Origin of the sequence: Acinetobacter sp. SwsAc5, assembly GCF_013391485.1 — a bacterium.
Taxonomy (GTDB): Bacteria; Pseudomonadota; Gammaproteobacteria; order Pseudomonadales; family Moraxellaceae; genus Acinetobacter; species Acinetobacter towneri.
Window position 1 is genome coordinate 46,202 of sequence record NZ_JACAXD010000007.1, and the last position, 21,819, is coordinate 68,020.

General features: G+C 40.4%; 17 protein-coding genes and 5 tRNA genes. 7 read left to right on the top strand and 15 right to left on the bottom strand.

Features of this window, described 5'->3' with window-relative positions:
* Positions 1–302: 302 nt before the first annotated feature.
* The 8 genes from HYG89_RS05630 to pyrC form a co-directional block, all read right to left on the bottom strand.
* Positions 303–378 (bottom strand) — tRNA-Glu (locus HYG89_RS05630).
* A 55-nt stretch (positions 379–433) separates the two neighbouring features.
* Positions 434–509: transfer RNA gene (locus tag HYG89_RS05635), tRNA-Glu, on the bottom strand.
* A 25-nt stretch (positions 510–534) separates the two neighbouring features.
* Positions 535–610: transfer RNA gene (locus HYG89_RS05640), tRNA-Glu, on the bottom strand.
* 288 nt (positions 611–898) lie between these two features.
* Entirely contained in the window at positions 899–2,317 is a 1,419-nt protein-coding gene (locus HYG89_RS05645) for an amino acid permease (protein WP_026438458.1), read from the bottom strand.
* A gap of 110 nt (positions 2,318–2,427) precedes the next feature.
* Positions 2,428–2,503: transfer RNA gene (locus HYG89_RS05650), tRNA-Glu, on the bottom strand.
* Positions 2,504–2,652: 149 nt separating this feature from the next.
* A complete protein-coding gene (locus tag HYG89_RS05655; protein WP_004972674.1) occupies positions 2,653–2,811 on the bottom strand; it encodes a hypothetical protein in 159 nt (52 codons plus the stop codon).
* A gap of 215 nt (positions 2,812–3,026) precedes the next feature.
* Positions 3,027–3,689 carry a ribonuclease T gene (gene rnt, locus HYG89_RS05660; protein ID WP_096902181.1) on the bottom strand — a complete coding sequence of 221 codons (663 nt, stop codon included), beginning with the start codon at positions 3,687–3,689 and terminating at the stop codon, positions 3,027–3,029.
* Positions 3,674–4,708: a dihydroorotase gene (gene pyrC / locus HYG89_RS05665; protein WP_004972678.1), complete on the bottom strand. Its 1,035-nt coding sequence runs from the start codon at positions 4,706–4,708 to the stop codon at positions 3,674–3,676. The genes rnt and pyrC overlap by 16 nt, the downstream gene beginning before the upstream one ends.
* Before the next feature lie 197 nt (positions 4,709–4,905).
* Between pyrC and HYG89_RS05670 the strand changes: the two genes are divergently transcribed.
* The gene (locus HYG89_RS05670; RefSeq protein ID WP_178866563.1) at positions 4,906–6,165 is read left to right on the top strand and encodes a GGDEF domain-containing protein; all 1,260 of its coding nucleotides are present in this window, start codon (positions 4,906–4,908) and stop codon (positions 6,163–6,165) included.
* A gap of 116 nt (positions 6,166–6,281) precedes the next feature.
* Here HYG89_RS05670 and argG read toward each other — a convergent pair whose 3' ends face one another.
* Positions 6,282–7,625 (bottom strand): argininosuccinate synthase, encoded by a 1,344-nt coding sequence (gene argG / locus HYG89_RS05675; RefSeq protein WP_004972682.1) that lies wholly within the window; start codon positions 7,623–7,625, stop codon positions 6,282–6,284.
* Between the two features lie 611 nt (positions 7,626–8,236).
* Here argG and HYG89_RS05680 point away from each other — a divergent pair.
* Positions 8,237–10,270, top strand: a complete 2,034-nt coding sequence (locus HYG89_RS05680; RefSeq protein ID WP_004972684.1) for an NADPH-dependent 2,4-dienoyl-CoA reductase — start codon at positions 8,237–8,239, stop codon at positions 10,268–10,270.
* A 129-nt stretch (positions 10,271–10,399) separates the two neighbouring features.
* Positions 10,400–10,489, top strand: a tRNA-Ser gene (locus tag HYG89_RS05685).
* A 142-nt stretch (positions 10,490–10,631) separates the two neighbouring features.
* Here the strand turns inward: HYG89_RS05685 and HYG89_RS05690 are convergent.
* From HYG89_RS05690 to tssH, 6 genes are read right to left on the bottom strand one after another with little or no spacing between them, the layout of a single operon-like run.
* Positions 10,632–11,582, bottom strand: a complete 951-nt coding sequence (locus tag HYG89_RS05690) for a M15 family metallopeptidase (RefSeq protein WP_004972687.1) — start codon at positions 11,580–11,582, stop codon at positions 10,632–10,634.
* 3 nt (positions 11,583–11,585) lie between these two features.
* Positions 11,586–12,152 (bottom strand): hypothetical protein, encoded by a 567-nt coding sequence (locus HYG89_RS05695; RefSeq protein ID WP_004972690.1) that lies wholly within the window; start codon positions 12,150–12,152, stop codon positions 11,586–11,588.
* Between the two features lie 10 nt (positions 12,153–12,162).
* Positions 12,163–12,963 carry a type IVB secretion system protein IcmH/DotU gene (gene icmH / locus HYG89_RS05700; RefSeq protein ID WP_136144161.1) on the bottom strand — a complete coding sequence of 267 codons (801 nt, stop codon included), beginning with the start codon at positions 12,961–12,963 and terminating at the stop codon, positions 12,163–12,165.
* 10 nt (positions 12,964–12,973) lie between these two features.
* Complete coding sequence (tssK, locus tag HYG89_RS05705) at positions 12,974–14,338, bottom strand: type VI secretion system baseplate subunit TssK (RefSeq protein ID WP_136144160.1); 1,365 nt, start codon at positions 14,336–14,338, stop codon at positions 12,974–12,976.
* Positions 14,339–14,348: 10 nt separating this feature from the next.
* Positions 14,349–15,440 carry a type VI secretion system protein TssA gene (gene tssA / locus HYG89_RS05710; RefSeq protein WP_178866566.1) on the bottom strand — a complete coding sequence of 364 codons (1,092 nt, stop codon included), beginning with the start codon at positions 15,438–15,440 and terminating at the stop codon, positions 14,349–14,351.
* 28 nt (positions 15,441–15,468) lie between these two features.
* Positions 15,469–18,135, bottom strand: a complete 2,667-nt coding sequence (gene tssH, locus HYG89_RS05715) for a type VI secretion system ATPase TssH (RefSeq protein WP_218644923.1) — start codon at positions 18,133–18,135, stop codon at positions 15,469–15,471.
* Positions 18,136–18,574: 439 nt separating this feature from the next.
* Between tssH and HYG89_RS05720 the strand changes: the two genes are divergently transcribed.
* From HYG89_RS05720 to HYG89_RS05735, 4 genes are read left to right on the top strand one after another with little or no spacing between them, the layout of a single operon-like run.
* Positions 18,575–19,240: a hypothetical protein gene (locus HYG89_RS05720; RefSeq protein WP_004972704.1), complete on the top strand. Its 666-nt coding sequence runs from the start codon at positions 18,575–18,577 to the stop codon at positions 19,238–19,240.
* A gap of 15 nt (positions 19,241–19,255) precedes the next feature.
* Positions 19,256–19,759 carry a type VI secretion system contractile sheath small subunit gene (gene tssB / locus HYG89_RS05725; RefSeq protein ID WP_004972705.1) on the top strand — a complete coding sequence of 168 codons (504 nt, stop codon included), beginning with the start codon at positions 19,256–19,258 and terminating at the stop codon, positions 19,757–19,759.
* Complete coding sequence (tssC, locus tag HYG89_RS05730; RefSeq protein WP_136144009.1) at positions 19,752–21,233, top strand: type VI secretion system contractile sheath large subunit; 1,482 nt, start codon at positions 19,752–19,754, stop codon at positions 21,231–21,233. Before tssB ends, tssC begins: the two co-directional genes overlap by 8 nt.
* A 45-nt stretch (positions 21,234–21,278) precedes the next feature.
* The gene (locus HYG89_RS05735; protein WP_004972712.1) at positions 21,279–21,782 is read left to right on the top strand and encodes a type VI secretion system tube protein Hcp; all 504 of its coding nucleotides are present in this window, start codon (positions 21,279–21,281) and stop codon (positions 21,780–21,782) included.
* Positions 21,783–21,819: the final 37 nt, after the last annotated feature.

A 21,819-nucleotide genomic window follows, 5' to 3' on the forward strand; every position in this document is an offset into this window, starting at 1 on the left:
GAACAAAAAAAACTATACAATTATGTGAAGTCAATCTAGTTCACAAATATGTAAAAGACAAGGGGGCATAAATGCTTAAAGACTTGATCGAAATGTGTAAAGACAGAATAGGAAGCTATGAAAATCTATCTAGTAGATTAGATATTGCACCGACAGTTATATCAGATTGGAAAGCAGGAAGAAGAAAGCCAACGCCTTACCACGTATGCCAAATGGCTGAAATTGCAAGGTTAAATGTAGCTGAAACACTATTTATTGTTATGCAAGAGTTAGACAAAGAACATGCTAAATCTTGGGAAATATGGCGTCCCTACGGGGATTCGAACCCCGGTTACCGCCGTGAAAGGGCGATGTCCTAGGCCTCTAGACGATAGGGACAAATAGAAGTTTATATTTTTAAACCATGTAACAACCAATGCAGTTGTTGAGAATATGGCGTCCCTACGGGGATTCGAACCCCGGTTACCGCCGTGAAAGGGCGATGTCCTAGGCCTCTAGACGATAGGGACTTAAAAAAATATCTACTTCTGAAATTGGCGTCCCTACGGGGATTCGAACCCCGGTTACCGCCGTGAAAGGGCGATGTCCTAGGCCTCTAGACGATAGGGACGTTTCAGAGGTGGGCGTATAATAGGGCGTATAAGGGGGGGTGTCAAACGCTTTTCTGCAATAATTCTGAAAAAAATGTTCAACTGAATAAAATTAAAACTATTCTGCTGTCGTGATACGTTTGAAGCGGTAAAAATCATGCTTTTCAAGTTATTTTTAAATGGACACATTTATTAGAGCAGCATGATTTTCTTTGTATTTTGCAGTATTCATTGCTAATCAACACAACTCAAAAAACAAGGCAATCCGAAGATCGCCCCTATTGTTTTACATCATCGCTAAAAAAGCATTATGATTTTTTGTGATAAATCATGTAATAACTGAGATAGCACAACACAATAAAAATCATACAGCCAATAAAACCTGCCAGCATTTCAGGGTCAAACACCATACTTAAGCAAGTAATAAAACAGAACACAAAACCTAAAATAGGCACTATTGGAAATAGCGGTGCAGCAAAACCTAAGTCCTGCACGGTTTTACCTTGTTTATACCATTGGCGACGGAAGTTAAACTGGCTTAAACAAATGCTCATCCAGACCACGACCATGGTAAATGCAGCCACACCCAAGAGGTTTTTAAAGATGGTTTCAGGCGCAAATTGTTCAGACAATAAACCTGGCATTGCACCGAGCATGGTGACCATGACTGCAATATAAGGAATACCACGCGCATTCACCTTAGAAAAAATCTGTGGTAATTGCTTTTGGTGTGAGAGCGACCACATCATTCGTGAAGCTGCAAATAAACCTGAGTTCGCTGCAGAGAGTAACGCTGTGATAATCACAAAACGAATAATATCTTCCGCATAAGGAATACCAATCTGATTAAACACCGTTACAAAAGGACTGCTGCTTACACCTTCTGCAGCCAAACCTGCAGCCTGATGTGGTAGCAAGGCACTAATCACCACAATGGTACCTACAAAGAAAATCAACAGACGGAAAATTGCGGTATTGATTGCTTTAGGCACGTTTTTGGCAGGGTCTTTGGTTTCACCTGCGGCAACACCAATCAACTCTGTACCTGAAAAGGCGAAATTAACAATTAACATGGTTGCAAAAATAGGGAATAGCCCTTCAGGAAACCAACCTTGTGCGGTTAAATTGCTAAATAAAGGTGCAGAGGTATAACCTTGATAAGACACAGCACCTAAAATTGCCATTAAACCCAAAACGATAAAGGCAATGACAGTCACGACTTTGACCAAAGATAGCCAAAACTCAGATTCTGCAAACAAGCGCGTGGAAATCATATTCAAACCAAATACAACGCCACCAAAAATCAGTGTCCAAATCCACATGGAAATATGCGGGAACCATTCCTGCATTAGCAACGCAGCGGCGGTAAATTCTGTGCCTAAAGTGACCGACCACGTGAGCCAATATAACCAAGTGATGGTATAGCCCGTGCCAGGTCCAATATATTGTTTGGCGTATGCCCCAAATGAACCTGAAACAGGCATGTGTACGGCAAGCTCGCCCAAACACAGCATCACCATATAGGCAATTAAACCACCAAAAATATAAGCGATGATGGCGCCAACGGGGCCTGTTTGTGCAATGACTTCACCTGAGCCTAAAAATAGACCTGTGCCAATAGCACCGCCCAGTGAAATCATAACCAAATGTCGAGTGCTCATCGCACGTTTTAAAGGCATAGTATTACCTTGATGCACAGCATCATTTTGATGATTCGATGACGGCATAAGTGATAGGAGAAAAAATGAAATGAAGCGAAGTATTGTAGAGAAAAACTACAAATCTGCAATCTTGAAATAATAAATTTGGATTAGAAATGATCGTATAGCACGATAAATGGCGTCCCTACGGGGATTCGAACCCCGGTTACCGCCGTGAAAGGGCGATGTCCTAGGCCTCTAGACGATAGGGACGTTGCGAGGTGATGCGTATATTATGAATTTTTAGCGACAGTGTCAAACCTGAATCTAAAAAAACTGCCGGACTATTTGTTATTTGCTTAAAAAATAATACATCTTTAAAAATAAATCAGTGCATGTAAATTTGAATACGGTGCATCATTTTAATGATCAGGGGTTTGATATTGCTTTTCAGTGGTTGTTGTTTGTGTGGCTGCGGGTTGAGTGCTTGGTTTAGGTTGAGCAGGCTCACGATTCACAATATAAAGATACAACGCAGAAGGCGCGAGAATGACCAAAACCAAGACAATTTTTTTCAACATGGCAGAATCAATAACACAAATTGGAATATTGCCATTATAACCAAAGCCAGCTCAAAAGACTGCATGCATAAAAGCTGATTCGCAGTAAAAATCATTTTGATGCTCAGTCTTGTGGTTGAAAAGCACGAATCAAAACCACAACACTAAAAAGAAAACAGGACGACAAACGCAGTCTGTCATCCTGTAAACATCTCAATGTTCGAGTACAAATCGTATTATTGATCTGTGTTGAGTAAGTTCTCTACCATGTGCGGCGCAAGTTTATTTAGAATAAAACAAAACAGCTCTGCAGTTTTTTGCGTATCGTATAAAGCTGAATGAGCTTCTTTGCCATCAAACTCAATACCTGCCTGAATGCATGATTTTGCCAGCACCGTTTGACCAAACATCACCGCACTTAAAGTCACTGTATCAAACACTGAAAAGCTGTGGAATGGGTTTTGGTTTTTCGTGCCTGTGCGGGCAATGGCTGCTTGTACAAAGCCTAAATCGAAATGCGCATTGTGACCGACCAAAATGGCATGGGTACAATTCTGTTGGCGACGCACTTCATTGACTGATTTGAAAATCCGTTTTAATGCGGTTTTTTCATCTTCAGCCATAGCCATACGCATAGGGTTGAAAGGATCAATCCCAATAAAGTCCAACGAACGACGGTCTAAATTTGCCCCTTCAAACGGGTTGATATGCGCATGATACGCTTCACCTGGTACAAATTTGCCATCCGCATCATAAATAATTGGAATGGCAGCAATTTCCAACAAAGCATCGGTTTGGGCATTAAAGCCTGCGGTTTCCACATCAACCACCACAGGCAAAAAACCACGAAAACGTTGCCCCATCACGGGCAAAGTTGTATCTGTCACACTTTTCTCCATTGAATGGTTTTACCCGCATATAACGGAATAATTTGTTCACCATCCAAGTAGTCTAAACTGGTTGGAATGATTTGCTCTTCTTTCACCAAAGTAATGGTGTTGGTATTACGCGGCAAACCATAAAAATCTGCACCAAAGAAGCTTGCAAAGCCTTCTAAGCGGTCAATACGTCCAACTTGATCAAAAGCTTGTGCATAAAGCTCAATTGCCGTAGGCGCACTATAGCAGCCTGCACAGCCACATGCATTTTCTTTGGCATTTTTTGAGTGCGGTGCGCTATCTGTCCCTAAGAAAAATTTAGGATTTCCGCTAGTTGCGACTTCTAATAAGGTTTGTTGATGGGTTTGACGCTTTAAAATAGGCAAACAATAGAAATGCGGTTTTACGCCACCTACTAACATATCATTACGGTTAAATAATAAATGTTGTGGGGTAATGGTTGCTGCGACATTACGGCCTTGTTCTAAAACAAATTGCGCTGCTTCAGAGGTCGTAATGTGTTCAAGCACCAATTTTAAGTTTGGAAATTGTTGTAATAATGGTGAAAGCACTTCATCTAAGAAACGTTTTTCACGGTCAAAAATATCGACATGATTGTGCGTGACTTCGCCGTGCAGTAATAATGGCACTTGTTGTTCTTCAAGTTGCTCAATCACCGCATATACTTTACGAATGTCGCTCACCCCATTGTCTGAATTGGTGGTCGCGCCAGCAGGGTAAAGTTTAATGGCATTCACATGCGCAGAGGCTTTAATTTTCTTGACTTCTTCGGGAGAGGTTTGATCGGTAAAATACAACACCATACGCGGATCAAAATTTACACCTTCAGGGACGTGTGCCATGATGCGTTCACGATACGCTTCCGCTTCTTCTACCGTTTTTACTGGTGGAACAAGGTTAGGCATACAAATTGCGCGTGAAAATTGCTTGGCAAGATCGGGAACAGTACGTTGTAGTGCTAAACCATCACGTAAATGAGCATGCCAGTCATCTGGCTGGATAAGAGTAATCGTATTCAAGGCGCTGCCAGTCTGAAAAATAAAACAGATGATAATCTATAAATGTTAAAATGGTAACGTCGAAAGCCATAAAAAATAGAAATGCCTGAATTAATTGTTTCGACATTGTGTTATTTTTAAACCACTAAAAAAATTATATTCAGGTTGTTACAGTTTTGCTGTGCAACAATCGTGATTAAATGGAATTTAAAGCATCCATGGAATACAAATATAAGTTAGCCAAGCTACAGTACGACAAAGAAAAAAATGAAGAGTTGATTAAACGTCAACGTAAACGTGCGGGGCAGGTTTTTCCGAAACAACTGGAAGTTGAGTTTTGGCAACAGCATCTTGAACAAGCTCGGCACAACATTAACCAATATTTTTGGTCGGGCGTACTCATCTACTTTATTATCACCGTGCTGATGATTACTGGGGATTATTGGATTATTGATCGTAATTTTTTTAAACACGATTTTATCCACTCTTTACTAGGCTTGGTCAATGGCGCGTTTTGCTTACTGACCCTGTTCTTTTTTGCCCATTATAAAATTTTGCGCCCGTATTATGCCTATGCCGCCATGGCTATGATTTTTTGGGCCATTATGTCGATGACCTGGCTGACCATGACGGTGCATACCGAAGTGTTTAGACACCAAGCCATGATGATCATCAGCATGATTTATATTATGGGTTTTGTACTGACGGGGGTGAAGCCGTTTCACATGCTGCTGACTGGATTAATGGCGGCTGTGGTTGCCATGATTATGCTATTAACCTTGTATATTCCAATTGATGTGATGGTGATGGGGCGGGTGTTGGTTGGCAGTACGGTAGTGGGTTTTTTAATCAGTAAAATGCTGTGTACCCGTGAGCGGATGATTTTTTTGGTCATGCACCAAGCCCGACTTAGTGAAAAAATTAACCGTATTCATGCTGAAGAATTGTTGCATTTAAGTCAGCATGACGCGCTGACTAAAGTATCCAACAGACGTACTTTTGATGAAATGCTGGACAGCTATTTCGAACAGGCACGGCATGATGAAGTGCCATTGTCTTTACTCTTTATCGATGTCGATTTTTTTAAAAAATATAACGATCATTATGGGCATCAAAAGGGAGATGAAGTCATTTCAGCGATTGCCAAATCCATTAAAGACTCAATTCGTCACATGGATTTTGTTGCGCGTTATGGTGGTGAAGAATTTGTGGTGTTATTGCCAGAAACCGATGCGCATGGTGCGTATGCTGTGGCTTCCAATATTTTTAAAGCGGTTGAGCGTTTAGCGATTCCACATAGTCAATCTTTGGTTGACAGTAATGTCACCATCAGTTTGGGCTTTACCGTCTATAAAGGTGAGGCGGACATTTTTAAAAGCGATTTCTTACAACGTGCAGACCAAGCCTTGTACCGTGCGAAACAGTTGGGACGTAATCAAATTTATTACCACACTTTGCAGGTGGAAGAAGTGCTGTAAATTTTTCTATTGCAGCTTTCATTTAGTATGAATTGTTTAGTCCTCATGTTTAAACAAACATAAAAAAGCCGCTCAATTTGAGCGGCTTTCGATTTCACAAAATCATCACCAAGTGATTATTTGTTTTTGTCTTTCAATTGTGGCACTGCAGAACCTGAACCAATCGACAATAAGCCAGAATTGGTATAAAGACCCAATTTAGCGCGTGTATCGGTAATGTCTAGGTTACGCATAGTTAACTGACCAATACGATCCATTGGCGTAAACATTGAATCACCTTTCTCCATAGTTAAACGCTCAGCTTCATAAGTGAGGTTCGGAGATTCAGTGTTCATAATGGTATAGTCATTACCACGACGTAATTCTAAAGTCACTGTACCAGTAATTGCTTTAGCCACCCAACGCTGCGCAGTTTCACGTAACATTAACGCTTGAGAATCGAACCAACGACCTTGATACAATAAACGACCTAAACGTAAACCGTTAATGCGGTATTGTTCAATCGTATCTTCGTTGTGAATACCCGTAACCAAACGCTCATAAGCAATGTGCAATAACGCCATGCCTGGTGCTTCATAAATACCGCGAGATTTTGCTTCAATAATACGGTTTTCGATTTGGTCAGACATCCCCAAACCATGACGACCACCAATACGGTTCGCTTCAAGAATCAACTCAACAGGGTTTTCAAAACGCTGACCGTTTAATGCAACTGGCATACCTTCTTCAAAGGTAACCGACACTTCTTCGGCTTTAACTTCAACGTCATCTTTCCAGAACGCCACGCCCATGATTGGATCAACGATTTTGATGCCAGCATCTAGGTACTCAAGGTCTTTCGCTTCGTGTGTTGCACCTAGCATGTTTGAGTCAGTTGAATAAGCTTTTTCTTTTGACATTTTATAGTCAAAACCATTGTCGATAAGGAATTGTGACATTTCCGCACGACCGCCTAATTCATCAATAAAGGTTTGGTCTAACCACGGCTTATAAATTTTAAGCGCAGGATTAGTCAATAAACCATAACGATAGAAACGCTCAATATCGTTACCTTTATAGGTTGAACCATCACCCCAGATGTTTACGTCATCTTCTTTCATGGCAGTCACTAGCATTGTACCTGTTACTGCACGACCAAGCGGGGTGGTGTTAAAGTAAGGTATACCGCCTGTGCTGATATGGAATGCACCACATTGAATGGCAGCAATACCTTCCAAAGCCAACTGCATACGGCAGTCAACCAAGACTGCTTTTACCGCACCGTATTCTTCGGCTTTCTTTGGAATGGCATCATAGTCATCTTCATCTGGCTGACCCAAGTTTGCGGTATACGCATATGGTTCAGCGCCTTTTTGCTTCATCCACAATAAAGCAGCTGAAGTATCTAGACCACCAGAAAAGGCGATACCGACTTTTTTGCCTACTGGTACATTCTGCAAGATAGTTGCATTATCAGTCATTGCTAGTCCTAACTTTTTTAAAATAGGCACCACATTTGGTGGCCAAGGAGAATTCTAAACTGCAAATTATAGCACTCTTTAAAATGCTTGTTTTCGTTAAAAAAGCGCATTTGATAAAAAAATCAGGTTCAGGCTTAAATTTTCATTTAGAAATGGCAAACTTGGTATAGATGTTGAAGATCAAAACCTGCAATTGGGATGGTGCAGAATAAAATCACTTTTACTTTTGGGCGGTTTTATATCAAGTTTATATCAAGAATAGTTAGGGTCTATTGCCAAGTTTCATAACGCAATCTGAGAAAGTTTTAGCCACATGAGCAAGAACAAAGCACTGCTTTGTTTGCTGCGCAAGGGGACAAGCATATTTTTTGCTGCTATTGCGTTATGAGTCAGTCATTTAGAATGACTAAATTTCCTGCCTCATGCCTTATATCAGCTAAAAAACTTTGCGAGATATATCTCTCACGTCGCAAACATAGAAGAAGTGTCAACAGACCCTATAAATTGACGTTTGCGCCACACAGTCGAACTTTAGAGTCATAAACAGTTTATAAAAATCGGTTAAAGTATTCATGCAACAAGTTGCAAAGCTCATTATATAAGGACTCATCATGACAACTCGCTATGCAAATATTCTAAAACCATTACATTTAGGATTTACCACCATTAAAAACCGTGTCGTGATGGGTTCAATGCACACGGGTTTGGAAGATCGTTTTTATAATTATCCAAAACTGGCTGCTTATTTTGGCGAACGTGCCAAAGGTGGCGTGGGTTTAATTATTACAGGTGGTATTTCACCTAACCGTCAAGGCTGGTTATTGCCTGCGGGCGGTACTATGAATACATTGGGCGATGTTGCACCACATCGATTAGTGACACATGCCGTACATAAGCATGGTGCGAAAATTTTAATGCAAATTCTGCATTCAGGACGCTATGGTTATCAACCATTTGTGGTGTCTGCAAGTCCGATTAAATCTCCAATTTCACCATTTAAACCACGTAAAATGAGTGAAAGACAAATTTTAAATACCATTGAAGATTATGCGAAAACAGCTAGTTTAGCCAAAATGGCAGGCTACGATGGTGTCGAAATTATGGGTTCGGAAGGCTATTTACTGAATCAGTTTTTAAGCCGTCATGTGAATCAGCGTGAAGACCAATGGGGCGGTACGATTGAAAACCGTATGCGTTTTGCTTTAGAAGTAGTCAAAGCCATTCGCGCCGAAGTGGGTGAAAAATTTATTATCTGCTTCCGCTTGTCGATGCTGGATTTAGTCCACGATGGCAATACCATGCACGAAGTGATTACCGTTGCCAAAGCCTTAGAGCATGCGGGTGTGAACTTGCTCAATACAGGGATTGGCTGGCATGAAGCGCGCATTCCAACCATCGTGACTTCTGTGCCACGCGCAGCTTTTGTTGATTACACCGCAGAAGTGAAAAAACACGTTGAGATTCCTGTAATTGCATCCAACCGTATTAATATGCCTGATACTGCAGAAGAAATATTGGCAGCGGGTAAAGCTGATATGATTCAAATGGCACGACCATTGTTGGCAGATGCGTTTTGGGTCAATAAAACTGCGACCAATCGTGTCAATGAAATTAACACCTGTATTGCCTGTAACCAAGCGTGTTTAGATCATACCTTTAAAAATCAGCGTGCGACTTGTTTGGTCAATCCGCGTGCAGCCTATGAAACTGAATTGGTCTATGAAAAAACCAAGCAACCGAAGCGTATTGCAGTTGTCGGTGGTGGTGTTGCGGGAATGTCTGCTGCTACAGTTGCTGCTAGTCGTGGGCACCATGTGACTTTATTTGAAGCCAGCAACGAAGTGGGCGGTCAATTCAACTTGGCAAAAGTCGTGCCGGGCAAAGAAGAATTTCACGAAACCATTCGCTACTTTAAAGTGCAAATTGAAAAAACTGGGGTCGATTTGCGTTTAAATACCAAAGTCAACCGCGAGCAACTCGAACGTGAAGGTTTTGATGAAGTGGTCATTGCAACAGGTGTAGTACCACGTGCTTTAAAAATTGAAGGCAGCGATGCACCGCAAGTATTGTCTTATGCAGAAGTATTACGTGGTGCACCTGTTGGACAAAAAGTCGCTGTGATTGGTGCAGGCGGTATCGGTTTTGATGTGTCGGAGTTTTTACTGAAACCTGAACATCAGCCACAACCGCAGCCTTTGGCAGATTGGCAGCGTGAGTGGGGAGTCGATCCGAATCCTAACTATGTGACTGAAGGTGGTATGCTTGCTCCAGAAGTTCATCCCCCAGTCCGTGAAATTTATTTATTGCAACGTAAGACGACAGCTTTAGGTGCAGGTTTGGGTAAAACTTCAGGATGGGTACATCGTGCACAGTTGAAAAAACATGCGGTGCGTATGCTACGTGGTGTGCAATATAAAGCCATCAGCAATGAAGGCTTGTGGATTGAAATGGCAGGTCAAGACCAATTGTTACGTGTAGATAGCATTGTAGTCTGTGCAGGGCAGGAATCGGTTAAAGATTTAATGCCTGCGGCAGATGAAAATACTTTGGCTAACTATCATATTATTGGTGGGGCGAAGCTTGCTGCAGAGTTAGATGCAAAACGTGCGATTCGTGAAGGGGCTGAATTGGCTGCTAAACTTTAAAAAGTGAGGTGGCTATGCTGTTGTTTTGATGAACTTTAGCGCTGATTTGGTGAAACAATATTCACTTGAGTGCTTGAGTGGTATTTTTTACTTGTCATCAAATCAAAAGCTTCGTATCATGGCCCACATGGAAGCGTGGCAGAGCGGTTTAATGCACCGGTCTTGAAAACCGACGAGGGCGCGAGTCCTCCGTGAGTTCGAATCTCACCGCTTCCGCCAAATTTTTAAAAGACCCTTGATTTTCAAGGGTCTTTTTTATGTCTTGTTATTTCACTTATGACCTATATCTGAAAAAGTTAAATATGATTAACTTGGTATAGAGGCTGAAAATTGAGTTGCTTTTGTTTTTACAACCCCTCAACTATCGCAATTGACCCTCTGCAATTAACTGTTCAGCCATTTCTTTGGTCTTTTTTAAACCAGGCATACGGTATTCAGTATGACCATAATCTTGGATTGATTTCCAGCGACCACCCCAAGTCAAACCTACCGATTCAGCCACCTCACCATACAGTTGATAGCCACGCATTGCCCAAGGATCACGTTCCGAAATAACAATTTTACCATTACGTTTAAAAGCAATATCGGCAGCTAAACCAAACTGATGATAACTCTGATAGCCTTTGGCGCGTGTAGTATTTGGATTAGTCGACAACATATTCTGACGACTTGGACTACGATAACCTTCAAGTAAGACCAGTTCATAACCGTGTTGTTCTCGCATAATTTTAAATACCATCAGCAGACGTTGCTTATAGCGTGGGTTGATTTTGTCCCATTTACGATCCAGTAAAGCAGAATCTAAATGTGCATGGCTATGAAAAACGGGCGTTTCAATACGAGCAGCATCCACGCTGCCCTCGGCGGAATGTTGTGCTTGATAGCTTTGTTCAAGCTGAGTCGTTTCTATGATTGCATCTTGAATCAAAATAGCATCTTCTTCTGGGGGAGGACTGAGCATTTCTCCCTGAAGTAAGGCATAAATTTGTGGGTCAGTTTCTTTTAAATATTCAGCTTCAATTCGTGTGGAATGAATGGGTTGGGTAAAAGCAAAAGTCAGAACACTGGTCAATAAAATTAGCCCCGCAATTAAAATCCACCATTGCTGCACATACCAATGTGATTGTAGTTTGTTGGGTGAAGCAGCCTGATATAAATGATGAATAACGTGCAAAAAATTGATTATTTTAGTTTTACTTTGTGGCAATAAAGACCGTAAACGCTGCCTGCATGTATGCTGTATCTCATAAGACATGAGCAGCATTAATCCGAGTGCAATAGCAACAAAGCAGAAAAAAATCACAAAAATCATAGGTTATTGATCTTCATCTATAGCCAATGGTCTTTGTGTCACCGTAATTTTTAGTGTTGCTTCAGGCGTTGCTGTTTCAGCTTCTGATTGTGTCGATGTTGTGGATTTCGTTGTTGCTGGATTAATTTTCTCAACTTTCGTGATGCGCTTTACTGGATGCTGTGCGGTATTTTCAAAGGGAGCAACTTGCTGTGCAGGCGGCGTTGGAGCGCCGTTTGATGGTGTGTTGTTGGATGTCGGGCGCTCAAAGAATTTATTTAAATCCTTGTCCTTCGGCTGAATGAAATGATGATCTTCACTTAATAAAGAAGTTTCATGATCATCTGTTACAACCTCATCAACCCATGGAGCATGAACCGTGATTGATGGATGCATTTGTTTCTTTTCTGATTCATCTAATATTGGCGAGGTCTGTAGATTAGAGCCATTAAAGTTGTTCACCCATAATAAGAAAATCAGGGTAGAAACAATCAAACCTGCAATAAAACCGATCAGTACATAAAAGCGAGAAGCTAAGGTCTTTTTCTTATGTTGTAAGATGCGTAAAGAAGTCTTTTTTTCCTGTGCCATACATCATCCACTAGGGTAAATGAATTGTGATATGTGCTTCTTCTACAGGTATCGAAATCACATTTTGATAGGGACTTAAGGCATTCTGGCTCTGTTGAGAAAGCATGAATGTTAAGCCAGCGAAAGTCAGTACCGTAAACATGCAGAGGCAAATTAAAATCCAGAAAAAAGGTAATTCATGATGAATCAGATGCTTAATTTGATCTGGAATGGCAGCAAATGGAGAAAATGCCGCTTTTTTCCCTTTGAGATAATCAATTTCATCGCCAACACGGGCAACAAGATGATTTAAATTTTCCACCGATTCCAGTCGATATTTCCCTTGAAAACCCAGTAACAGGCAGTAATGCAATACTTCTAATGCTGCTAAATGTTCTTTACCGCGACTACGCAACTGTTCCAAAATTTCAAAAAAACGATAGCCTGCCAATTGCGAACCAAACAGACTCAATTGTAAAGGACTGATGAGCCATGTATTTTGCAAGTCAAAATAGGCATTATCTTGTTGTGTGGCAATGGTTTCATCCATCAGAGCGCAAAAGGCATATTTGGCGTTGTGAATATCATCGGCAGAAAATTGTAAGCGTTTTGCCTGTTGCTCAAAATGACTGAGTACATCCAGAATCTTTTCACGAAACTCACTCGGATGGGTAGGGATATAATGATTACGCAGCAGAAAAACTAAATAAAAGCCATCATGTAAGAGGTCAATTAAACTGGTGGTTTGAGCTGTTGGTAAGGACAGGTGAGATAAGTCTGAACCAATTTCTTCATCATCAAATAAAGAGGGCATGCCGATGGGTTGAGTCATAATTTTTCTCTTAATGATTAAGTACTGCAATCAGTTCGATGCTGATATCTTGGAAGCCTGCGGGCATATACACACAAATTGTTGTGGATTCCAGCATTGGTTGATAAAGCTCATGATGTGATTCAATTTCAAAATAACTGACCCCAGAACGTACTGGAATTGCACTTGGCACTTGGACTAAATGCTGCAATGGAACTGCGGGTAGTGCGGCAATGACACGTTGCTCTACATCAAAGGTACTGCCCACTTTAAAACGTAAAGGCACGACTTGAATTAATTCATGGGTTTGCATTGAGCTGCTAGAAACTGCAAGATACAGTCGCGTATCACGGTCAATCTTGTCAGATTCAAGGCTACCGACCCAATATGATGGGCGGGTTTCTTTCAGTGCAATGCTGAAGTAACGATTGGAAATAATTGTGTCGAGTAAATCTCTTAAGATGAGATCAAGCTGCTGAAAACTCTCTTGTAATTGGCAATGTCGGTATTGTGGAAGATGCTCCACACTATAAGCAGTTGAAAACGTCAGTAATGAGCCAGTTAGACGTAATAATTCTGAAAATAAGCGTTCTGGATGAATCTGTGGATAGTGTAATAGGTGGTTTAATTCGGCATAGGCTGTATTTAAGACATTGATTAGCCAAAAGGAAACAATATCTCCTGAACGGAACTCAATCAGTTTTTGTTCATTTTCACGATTATTGCCCTGAATGGTTTTTATCTTCGCCTTAATGATGTTTAGGCTACGTTTTAAGTGATTGATTAAGACTTCTGAAGCTGAAATATGCAAAAGTGGTGGAATAAATTGGTAATCTAGCTCAAAACTGCCTGAACTATGGCGTTTGAGTTTCGCAATCGGTAGGTATAGAAAACCATCCAGATTTTGACTGGGCTGAACATGCAACTCTAATAACTTAAATGCTGCGCGGCGATGTAAAAAATTGAGTTCAGCAGGGCTGGCATCGGTAAATAAATCATGGGTTTCCTGCAAAAAATTATGATAGCGACTCGGTATTGCCTGTGTTTCATCTGCTATATTTTTTTGCTTGGCCTGCAAAATCGGAAGAGTTAGATACAGCATCATCTCTGTGTTTAAATTCAGGTCATCCAATAACAACGGTGCAGGTAGCAAGTCTTGTGCAGGTGCATGGTAAATTTCACCATCTTGCCAAATCATTTGTACCTCTTGCAGTGCAAGAATATGTGTTGCAAGTTGTGCTTCATCAAATTTTAATTTTTGTATGCCATAGGCATGAGGAATCATGGCACGGATGGTGTGATTCAAACGCTGTTCATGGTAGCGATCTTGAACTTGAAAATGCTGAGGACGTAAAAATAAGCCTTCACCCCAAAGGATTTTTTCTGCTTTAAACATGGTGATTCACTTATTCTGATTGGTATTGATTGTTGGATTGAACGCCAAGCGTGTCTTGTAGCATGTTCAATGGATGTTCATCCTTAATCACCTGCGCTAGCCATTCATGCAAGGGCATTTGGCTCCACTTAATGGTTTTTTCCAGTAAATAGCTGACAGGACTATGCGGTTCATTTTTTTGAAAATATGCTGAAATTTCCTGCAGAATTTGCATGGCGTGTTCACGATTTTCTAGGTGTGACTGTTGCTGTGGTTGAAATGACAGTTGTTGTGCAGTAGACGATTGAATGCTGACTGGAGGTGAAATAGAGGGCGATAAAGCTGTCACTTCTGTAAGTGCAGTGACTGGGCTTTGTTCAAGTGATGCTACTTTATAAATTTTCTTCAGACTAAGATGAATGCTATTGAAGCTTGAATCAATTGCAGCAAAACTTGGCGCATCTAAGCCCAGCACATGATCTAGCACCTGCTTTAAGGTCGTCCAGTGCTGTAAAATCTCTGTAAAATATTGATAGTTTTGGCGCTGAATGTCTGGATTTAGCTCCAATACGGCTTGTTCTAAATGAGCCAATTCCGCGGAATGATCCACGCTGCTATCATCGCCTTGCTTACGAAGCATGTTTTCCTGATAAAGAAAATTGTCATAGTCGAGTAGGCAATAAAAAGGCGCCTGATTGACCAAGGGAACTTTTTTAATCAAGATGGGCAATTGATTGATCTGTCCTTGTAATAGTCCAATTCGTTGGTCTAAATCTTCATCTTCAATTTCAGGATGGAGCGTTATCCAATATTGCGCGATGAGGCGATGGCTGAGTTCCAGACTTTTACTGATCCCTTCAAAACCAGATAAGTTCGCCCATGCTTCAGCAAGCCAAGTCAGCAAACGAATATCTTTAGTCTTCGTTTGCAGTAAATGTATTACTGTATTTGCAACAAAGTCCCAATCTGCCTGTTTGGGGGCAATGACCCAATCCCCTTGTTCCAGTAAAGTATCATCTTGAGTTCTAGCGAGTTTGATTGCATGAAATTCATTTGAAAAACAATAATCTTCGCCACAAGGCAATTGTGCTTGAATAGGTGCAAGTAAAGATAAAATATCCATATAGCTAAATTAACTCAATTTTAAAGTTTTAAACCGCAGCTTGAGGTTCTGGATTGGAGGCTTGTTTGGTTGTTGGTTCTGCTGGATCTAGTTGATAGTGAATTTCATCATTGACGACATGCATCAAAATCAACTTCGGTAGGCGCTGTTCTGCCAAAGCAACTAAAATATGCGTGGCTAAAGTAGGTAGAATGGTAGCGTTCAAGATGTGGTCGACATTGCGTGCGCCACTATCTACTTCAGTACAACGCTGCAAAATTAATTCAATCACATCATCAGAATATTGAACCTGTATTGCATACTGTTGTTCGATACGCGTAATAATTTTTTCGAGTTTGTGCTGAATAATACGAACCAAAAGATCATCGTGCAGCGGAAAATAAGGTACGATGCGCATTCGCCCAATAAATGCAGGTTTAAATTGTTGAGATAGACTTGTTTTTAAATGCTCAATTAACTTTTCTGCAGTAGGCCAATTTTCTACAGGTTGATTTAAACAGGCTTGCATAATTGCACTCGAACCTGTATTTGAGGTCAGTAAAATCGTGGTGTTTTTAAAGTCAATGCTGCGACCTTCACCATCTTCCAGCATGCCTTTATCAAAGACTTGATAAAATAATTCTTGAACATCGGGATGCGCTTTTTCAATTTCATCCAATAACACGACACTATAAGGGTTGCGGCGCACGGCTTCGGTTAAGACACCGCCTTGCCCATAACCGACATAACCCGGTGGCGCGCCTTTTAAGGTAGAAACGGTATGTGCTTCCTGATATTCAGACATATTAATAGTGATGAGATGTTGCTCACCGCCATAGAGTTCATGGGCGAGGGCGAGCGCTGTTTCAGTTTTACCGACACCGCTTGGACCAATTAATAAGAAAACACCTTGAGGCTTTTGTGGGTCTTCTAATTTTGCTTTGGTAGTTTGAATCCCATGCACCAATTGAGTTAAGGCATACTCCTGTCCCATCACACGTTGGCTCAGTTTGACCTTTAACTTTAGAATTTTCTGGATTTCATCATTGAGCATTTCGCCAACAGGAATACCCGTCCAATCAGAAATAATTTCATGGATGATCTGTGCATTAACACGTTCAAAAACTAGAGGATTTTGACCTTGTAATTCAGCTAAATGGATTCTTAATTGCGTAACTTTATCCAGAACATCTGAGGCGTTTTGCGTATTGAGCTGCTGAATCTGCTGAACCAAATTCAACTCTTGTTGCCACCGTTTTTCAGTATCGGCAATTTCTTGTTCTAGCTGAACGAGCTGTTGTTTGAGTTGTGATAATCGTTCCTGATAAATCGAGAGTTGTTGATGTTCTTGCGTGATAAGCTGCTGTTCTAATTGTAGATTGTGTAACTGTGCTTTGAGGTGATCCAAAACAACAGGTTGTGCATTTTGGGTTAAAGCCACTCGTGCCGCAGCAGTATCTAAAACACTAATGGCTTTGTCTGGAAGTTGACGACCACTGATGTAGCGATTAGATGCTTGTACTGCGCTGATAATGGCTTGATCATCAATTTGTAAATTAAAATGTGTTTGCATGACTGGAATCATGGCACGTAGCATGTCAATTGCGACAGCTTCTGTAGGTTCAGCAACTTTGAGAACTTGAAACCGACGGCTAAGCGCAGCATCTTTTTCAAAATATTGCTTATATTCGCTCCAAGTTGTTGCGGCAATCGTTCTTAATTCTCCGCGTGCTAAGGCAGGTTTCAGTAAATTTGCGGCATCATTTTGTCCTGCTTGACCACCTGCCCCAATTAAAGTATGTGCTTCGTCAATAAATAAAATAATCGGATGAGAGGAAGATTGAACTTCTTGAATCACTTGCTTTAGGCGACTTTCAAACTCACCTTTGACACTGGCACCAGCCTGTAACAGACCTAAATCTAAGGCATGCAGATGCACATTTTTTAAGGCATCAGGTACCAAACCTTGGGCAATTTTTAATGCCAAACCTTCTACAACAGCTGTTTTTCCAACACCTGGCTCACCTGTCAAAATTGGGTTGTTTTGACGACGTCGCATTAAGATGTCAAGCAGCAAACGGATTTCAAACTCACGCCCAATGACAGGATCAATCTCACCATTTTGTGCCTTTTGGGTCAGGTCGATGGTGTATTGATCCAATGCAGGGGTTTTGGGTGCTAATGTTTTTGCTTGAAGTTGATTCGTGTTTTCTGCACATGATGTTTGATTTGTTTGGCTAAAATTTTCACAGCTTTCAGCACAAATTTCTAGAAACTTATGTTTCATGGTATCAATGGGAAATGCTTCAAATAAAGTTGAGGCACGGATTGCCACTTGATATAAATCGGCAGAAGTTAATAAGGCAATGATTAAATGACCACTGCGAATAATCGGCTGTTGATCTGCAGCAGCGAGTAACCAAGCTTGTTCTAATAAAAGAATAATTGATTTTGTGAAAATAGGTGTACGTGTATTTCCTTTAGACAGTGTTGTAAGGCTGTTATTTAAATCATCAATAAATTTGGATTTTGATATTTTATATTTAGCAAATAATATAGAAAGATCAGTTTTGGATTGTTCCTTTAATAATTCACATAAAAGATGTTCAATCTCGACTTCATAATGACTTTGACTTATGCAAAAGTTTACAGATTTTTCTAATGCTGTTTTAGTCGGTTGCGAAAGTTTTGTAATGAGTGTTTTTAGGTTGTTCATTATCTGGCTCTAACTTTATCGTAAGAAAATTTTTATTTTTAAATGAATCTAATCGTTCTATTTTTATTTAAATTATTGAAAATAATATATTTTACTTTTATTTTTGCGACAAAAACGATTGCTTTCCTGTCTTGGGAAACCGCATCATATTTAAATCAAAAAATAAAATCAAACTAAATTTTAATATTTTTAAATGTTGTAATTCACTCACAACAAAATATATTGGAATACTTAACTGAATTTTCACGTATGACTTGACTTATCTATTCATGTTCTAGTTAAATGCGCTCGCTAAATTATTTTATAACTATATTTGAACTGGAAATAATCAAAATAAAAGTTAATTTTGACTCCAGTTGAATTACAAAAATTAAGAGAAACTCATTTTAATAAAAATGATTAGAAATTAGTTCAAATAACAAATAAATAAGAGGTTGTCTTGAAAAGAATCGTTATTTTTATCACAATTTTGTCTGGTTTTACTTTCAATCAGCATGTGGTTGCAAATACATCAGAAGTGAAGCTTAAAAAGAAATGTATCCAACAATATCCGTGGATGGAAGGGGAGTCAGACCTTGCTTTGCGTGGTATTTATGCGCAGATTTGTGACAAGAAAAATCGTCAAAATAAAAATAATTTACTCATTCAAGCCGCACAGCAACATCAGCAGCTTGGACAGAATTTTAAAGCATTGCAGTTGATCAGTCATTTGCACGAGCAAGATATTCAAAGTACTGCATTGACGGATGTGCAATTTATGGCAAGTACGCAAATGGCATCTTCAGCGATTGAGCAAATGCGTCGTAATGAAGTTCGCTATTTAAGTGAAGAACAGACTTATCCAGCAGCAAAAAACTTGGTCGATGCAATTGAACAAGCAAAGCCTGCACCTGTTTTAGCGGTAAAAGAGGCTTCTAGTTACGTCAAGAAATCGTCAAAAAAATCACTGCAACCTAAACCTAAACCTAAACCTAAAAAGCAAATATCTAAAGTGACTGCAAAATCACCAAAAAAAGAAAAAACCGTAACAACTCAACCTGTAAAAATGGTTCAACTTGCTGTTGCACCAAGTAGTACAAATCCATTTGCGACTTTAAAAAAATAACCAAAGGAATCACTCATGGCTAAAAAAGAAAGCGTGCAGAAGAAACTGCAACGCATACGTCCACCGCGTGTTCAGCTGACTTATGATGTTGAGGTTGGTGATGGTATTGCATCTAAAGAATTACCGTTTGTGGTTGGAGTAATGGGGGATTTTTCAGCGGCATCCGAAGTAGAAAAGACCAAATTAAAAGACAAAAAATTCATTAATGTCGATTTAGATAATATTGATGAAGTGATGCAATCTTTAGCACCGCGTGCGGCTTTTCAAGTGGAAAATACCTTGACTGCGGAAGGTGGAAAACTATCCGTTGATCTCATTTTTAACTCGATGGAAGACTTTCGTCCAGAACAGGTCGTACAACAAGTGGATCCGCTGCGTAAGTTGCTAGAAGCGCGTGAGCGTTTAACGGATTTGCGTAATAAAATTTCTAATAGCGAACGTTTAGAAGATTTACTGGATGAAGTGCTGAACAATACCGATCAAATTCGTCAATTGAGTGCAGAGGCTGAACGTGAATAATTTACAAACAGCAGTTGCATCAAATCAGCAAGTAGAATCGGTAGGTTTATTGGATTCAATTATTGAGCAAAGCCGTATTGCGCGTAATGCGGATGAGCAGATTCGTGCCAAAAGTTTGATTGGTGAGTTGGCAAAAGAAGTCATGGCGGGAACAATTACTGTTTCTGAGAATATGACGCTGTCTATTGATCAGCGTATTGCCGAAATTGATGCATTAATTTCCAGTCAGCTCAGCCAGATTATGCAGCATGCGCAGTTTCAAAAAATTGAATCAACTTGGCGGGGGCTTTACTATTTTTGCCAAGAAACACCCTCGAATAGCATGATCAAAATTCGTATGTTAAATACGACAAAAAAAGAATTGGTCAAAGATTTTCAGGGGGCAACTGATTTTGACCAAAGCACTTTGTTTAAAAAGATTTATGAAGAAGAATATGGCTCGTTTGGTGGAGCGCCTTATGCGGCACTGATTGGCGATTTTGAGTTTGATCGTACCCCGTCAGATATGTATTTATTGGAACAAATTTCGCATGTGGCTGCAGCGGCACACGCACCTTTTGTATCGGCTGCAAGTCCGAGCATGTTAGGACTTGAATCATTCACGGATATTGACCGCCCGCGTGATGTTTCAAAAATCTTTGAAACGGCTGAATATGTGCAATGGCGTTCATTTCGAGAGAGTGAAGATTCACGCTATGTTGCATTAATTATGCCGCATGTGTTGGGTCGCCTGCCTTACCATCCCAAAGATGGCACAGCCACAGAAGGCTTTAATTTTATAGAACATGTGTCTGGCGAAAAGCATGATGATTATTTATGGATGAATGCTGCTTATGCTTTTGGCACGCGCTTAACCAATGCTTTTGATATGCATGGTTGGTGTGCTGCGATTCGTGGGGTTGAAGGTGGTGGTTTGGTAGAAGGCTTACCTGTACACACCTTTAAAACCTCAGATGGTGAAGTGGTATTTAAATGCCCGACTGAAATTGCCATTACAGATCGCCGTGAAAAAGAACTCAGCGATCTAGGTTTTATTCCTTTGGTTCATTGTAAAAATACCGATTATGCAGCATTTTTTGGTGCGCAATCTGCACAGAAACCTAAAAAATATGACAATGATACAGCCAATGCGAACTCTGCATTGTCGAGTCAAATTCAATACATCATGGCGGTGTCACGTATCGCACATTATTTAAAAGCCATGATGCGCGACAAAGTCGGAAGTTTTGCATCTGCAGGCAATGTGGAGGCCTTTTTAAATGAATGGCTTTCGCAGTATGTCTTGCTTGATGATGGTGCATCTCAAGAAGCAAAAGCGCAATATCCGCTTCGAGAGGCATCTGTAAAAGTTGTAGAAGATCCAGCTCAACCGGGTCATTACAAGTCTGTGGTGTTTTTAAGACCACATTTCCAGCTAGACGAGTTGTCTGTTTCTTTGCGACTCGTGACTGAATTACCTCAGTCCTCACATTAAGAGCCTAATCATAACTTTAAATATAAAAATAGAGGTCAATTATAAATGAAAGATATATATGTTGAGTTTCGCGGCAAGTACAAAGTCGATGGAGAATCACGAGATGCTGAACACAAAGGTTGGCTTGAAGTGAACTCTTGGTCACATCACATTCGTCAACCTAAATCTGCGACCTCAAGTAGCGTTGGTGGTCATACCGCTGAACGAGTTGAACATTCAGATATGATTTTTGTGAAAGACTTAGATGCAACCAGTCCTAAATTATGGGAAGCGTGTTCTGCGGGTTATACCTTCGATGAAGTGCAAATTGATTATTATCGTGCCAATGGCGATAAGCGAATCAAGTACTTACAAATCAAATTGAAGCATGTTTTGGTTTCAAGTGTGACGCCTACTGTAAATGAAGAGGGCGTTCCGGCTGAAACATTTGGTTTGAAATATGCAGCAGTTGAGTGGACGTATAACCAACAAGACATTAATGGCACTGCAAAAGGTGCAGTGACGAAAAAGTGGTCGTTGTCCAATAACACAGCTTCATACGCTGCTTAATCAAGCATGGGGTGATTAGACTGAGGTCATAGCACCT